Here is a 3,340-nt window from a genome sequence, read left to right on the forward strand (position 1 = left end):
GATGCGCGCCGGCGACGAAACATGATCGTCGGCAGCAAGCGCCAGCAACCGCAACCGGCTTTCGCGCGCCTGGTCCTGATCGGCATCGAATTCCCACGTCACCTCAGGTCGATCGAACTGAAGCGATGGGACGTGAACGGTGTCGCCCCAAATCAGAATGCGTTCGCCACCGCTCGAAACACGAAAGCAGCTGTGTCCCGCTTCATGGCCATGGGCTTCGACAATGTCGACATGTGTCCCGATACGGTCTCCGGCCTCGAAGGGTTCCGCCATGCTGTGAAATCGTTCGAGCCGCGCTTCGGCGCGAAAAAAGCCGAGTTCTTCCCCGGGAACGAGCAAACGCGCCAGGCGCGGGAAAGCGTCGCGGCCGTCGGCAAGCACAAGACCATGGATGTGGTCGAGATGGGTGTGGGTGAAACAGACGGCACGGACTCGTCCGGCATCGATGCCAGCTTCGTCCAGCGCCTCGGGAAGTCGGCCCATGGTGGGATGCCAGGCGTTCGAGGCACCGGTATCGATCAGGATGATTCCGTCTCCATCGTCAATCGCGAAGGCATTGACGGACAGTCTGAGTTGACCACCAACCAATGCGACTTGTTGCGGCAATTCATCGCCAAATGGCTTGTCGCCGGGTTGCCGAAGCCGTCCGATCGGCATGTCGACATAGCCATCGCGCAAGGAGGTGATGCGCAAGTCACCAAGATCGTAGGTCTGATAAAGGTCGCCCGAAGCCATGCGGTGCATTTTTTCCGATCCGTCTGCAGACAACCGGCAACATGCGACGGGCCAGCTGCGTCGGCAACCCGCCCGCTCAATTCGATCTGTGCCATGGGTGCGTGCGTCGCCTGCCGTGGCCGGATGATGCAGTCGGCGAGGCGGTCCGTTTCGTTCAACTCGCCGGCATGGTGCTGATACCCTGATGTCACGATAGCCTCGGCCCAATCGGGGTTGGACTGCTACATCGACCGGGCTGCCATCTGGTCGCGACCCTTGCCCTGATATATCCGGCTGCGATCCGTCACATGAGTGAAGCCGTGAAGACATCCAGCCTGACCGGCGCCGTTTCCCCGATGATCCCGGTGCTCGTATGCGCGCTTGCGATCTTCCTGCTGTCCGGGATGGATGCGGCGATGAAGATCCTGGTCATCGCGGTCGGGGTCTACAACACCTTGCTGTGGCGCAGCATGGTCGCGGCCGTGGTCGCGGGCGCAGCCTGGTTGGCGGGACCACGCTTAAAGCCGACCATTCCGGTGCTGAGGCTGCATGCGCTGCGTGCCGCAATTGTCGGCGTCGTGCTGATATCCTTCTTCTGGGGCTTGGCCAGGCTGCCGCTCGCGGAGGCGATCGGGCTCAGCTTCGTGGCGCCCTTGTTTGCGCTGTTTCTCGCCGCGCTGCTGCTGGGCGAACGGATCCGACGCCAGGCTGTCTGGGCATCGTTGGCCGGCATCGCCGGCGTCGCCATCATCATGGCCGGCCAGTTCGGGCAGGCAGACTATTCGCAGGACGCCATGCTCGGCACGGCAGCGGTGCTCGTATCAACCGTGTTCTACGGATACAATCTGATCCTCGCCCGGCAACAGGCGCAGTTGGCCAAGCCGATCGAGATCATGCTGTTCCAGAACCTTTGCGTTGCCATCCTGCTCGGCCTCGCGGCACCCTGGCTTGCCGTCGCCCTGCCGAGCGATCTTTGGCTTCCTTTGGCCGGGGTGACGGTGCTGTCGCTCGCCGGGCAATTCCTGATGAGCTGGTCCTACGCCCGCGCCGAAGCGCAATATCTGATCCCGACGGAATACTCGGCCTTCATCTGGGCGGTCGCGCTTGGCTGGTTCTTCTTCGGCGAGGAGGCGACCTGGACCACGCTGACGGGAGCGTGCCTGATCGTCGCCGGCTGCCTGATCGCCGCGCGGGCCAATCCCAGGCTTGCCGAGCCCATCGAAGTGGCGGTTTGAACGTCGACGTTCAACGCCCCGCAGGATCGCGAAATACCCCAGTCTCCACCTCGTGCATGAAGTGAGCGATGAGAGCCGCGCATTGGCGATGATGCGTTTCGAGAAGCATGTGCCCGCTCTCAAAGACATGGATTTCGACGGCGTCGAGATCGCGGCTGTAGGCCATGATCTCGTCCAGCGCGAAGAAGGCGTCGTGGCGCCCCCACAGCACCAGGCATGCTGGCTGTTGGTCGCGGAGATAGGCCTGGATGGCCGGGAAGCGCGCGATGTGCGAGCCATAATCGGTGAAGAGTTCGAACTGAATGTCGGTGTTGCCGGGCCTCGCCAGGCGCTCCGTATCGAGATACCAACCCTCGGGCGGAAACAACACTTTCAGACGCTCGGGGAGACCGCCGATATATTGGTTTCGGGTCCCCTCGAAATTCATCCAGTCCGGCAGTCTGGCGCGGTTTTCTTCAGTCGGTTCGGCGAAGAACGCCTTCGGCGCGTCCCATTCCGGTCCCAGCCCCTCGTCATGAGCGTTGCTGTCCTGGGCGATCAGGCCGAGGATGCGATCCGGCCGCCGTGTGGCGAGATGATAGCCGACGGGCGTGCCGAAGTCAGTGATGTGGAGGAAGAATCGCTGGAGGCCGAGGGCCTCGATGAAGGCTTCGATCGTGCTGGCCAGGTTGTCGAACGTGTAGTCATAGGCATCGATGGAAGGGGCGGACGAAAAGCCGAAACCGGGCAGATCCGGCGCCACCACATAGGCTGTCTCCGCCAGCGGTTCGATGACATTGCGATAGACGTGCGACGAAGTCGGATATCCGTGCAGCAGCAGGATTGCCGGTCTGCCGGGATCGCCGGCATGACGGTAGAAGATGTCGAGGCCGTCGACATTGATGGTTTCGTGGCGGGTCTTGTAACGATTGCTGCACATCCTCTCCCTCCCAGGGGTTCCGCGCCGATCTGGCGACGCGCTGGCTTTGACACCACGTATCCGTATGATAGTGGTTACATGTAACCGTATAATCCGGTTAATGAGGTTATGTTCCATGGGCGATGAATACACCGAATGGGTACCGGATCACTTCATAGGCGGGCATCCCGCTTTGGACCTGTCGAACGCCGTGTTCGACCGGCGGGCGCCGGCAACAGACAATGAACTCTTCAAGTCCGTCCGGGATGTTGCGAACTGGTTCAGCGCCTCAGGGCTTGCCGACGATCGTCAGGCGCAGGCCGTTGCCGAGATAGCGGATGGGCGGTTCGTGGAAGGGGTCCGCGAAATGCGGGAGGCGTCATTTCAGGTTTTCGATCCAATCGCCGCGGGCAAACCGTCTGCGGTCGAACCGCTCGGCGTGTTGTTCTCGCGCACGGCAAGCTCGCTTGCCGCCGGGTCTATCGAGCTGGAT

4 protein-coding genes are annotated in these 3,340 nt (G+C 61.9%); 2 read left to right on the plus strand and 2 right to left on the minus strand.

Going from position 1 to position 3,340, the window contains the following annotated elements:
- Window positions 1-942: MBL fold metallo-hydrolase (locus EN969_RS22885; RefSeq protein ID WP_245467474.1), on the minus strand; the 942-nt coding region annotated here is incomplete at its 3' end.
- Window positions 943-1,022: 80 nt separating this feature from the next.
- Between EN969_RS22885 and EN969_RS22895 the strand changes: the two genes are divergently transcribed.
- Window positions 1,023-1,949: a DMT family transporter gene (locus EN969_RS22895; RefSeq protein ID WP_013530053.1), complete on the plus strand. Its 927-nt coding sequence runs from the start codon at window positions 1,023-1,025 to the stop codon at window positions 1,947-1,949.
- 10 nt (window positions 1,950-1,959) lie between these two features.
- On the opposite strand, the gene EN969_RS22900 is transcribed toward EN969_RS22895, so the two are convergent.
- Window positions 1,960-2,985: an alpha/beta hydrolase gene (locus tag EN969_RS22900; RefSeq protein ID WP_245268609.1), complete on the minus strand. Its 1,026-nt coding sequence runs from the start codon at window positions 2,983-2,985 to the stop codon at window positions 1,960-1,962.
- On the opposite strand from EN969_RS22900, the gene EN969_RS22905 reads away from it, so the two are divergent.
- Window positions 2,984-3,340: ABATE domain-containing protein (locus tag EN969_RS22905; RefSeq protein WP_206525206.1), on the plus strand; the 357-nt coding region annotated here is incomplete at its 3' end. The genes EN969_RS22900 and EN969_RS22905 overlap by 2 nt on opposite strands.

The sequence above is a fragment of the Mesorhizobium sp. M7A.F.Ca.CA.003.01.2.1 genome (genome assembly GCF_003998945.1).
Classification (GTDB): domain Bacteria; phylum Pseudomonadota; class Alphaproteobacteria; order Rhizobiales; family Rhizobiaceae; genus Mesorhizobium; species Mesorhizobium ciceri.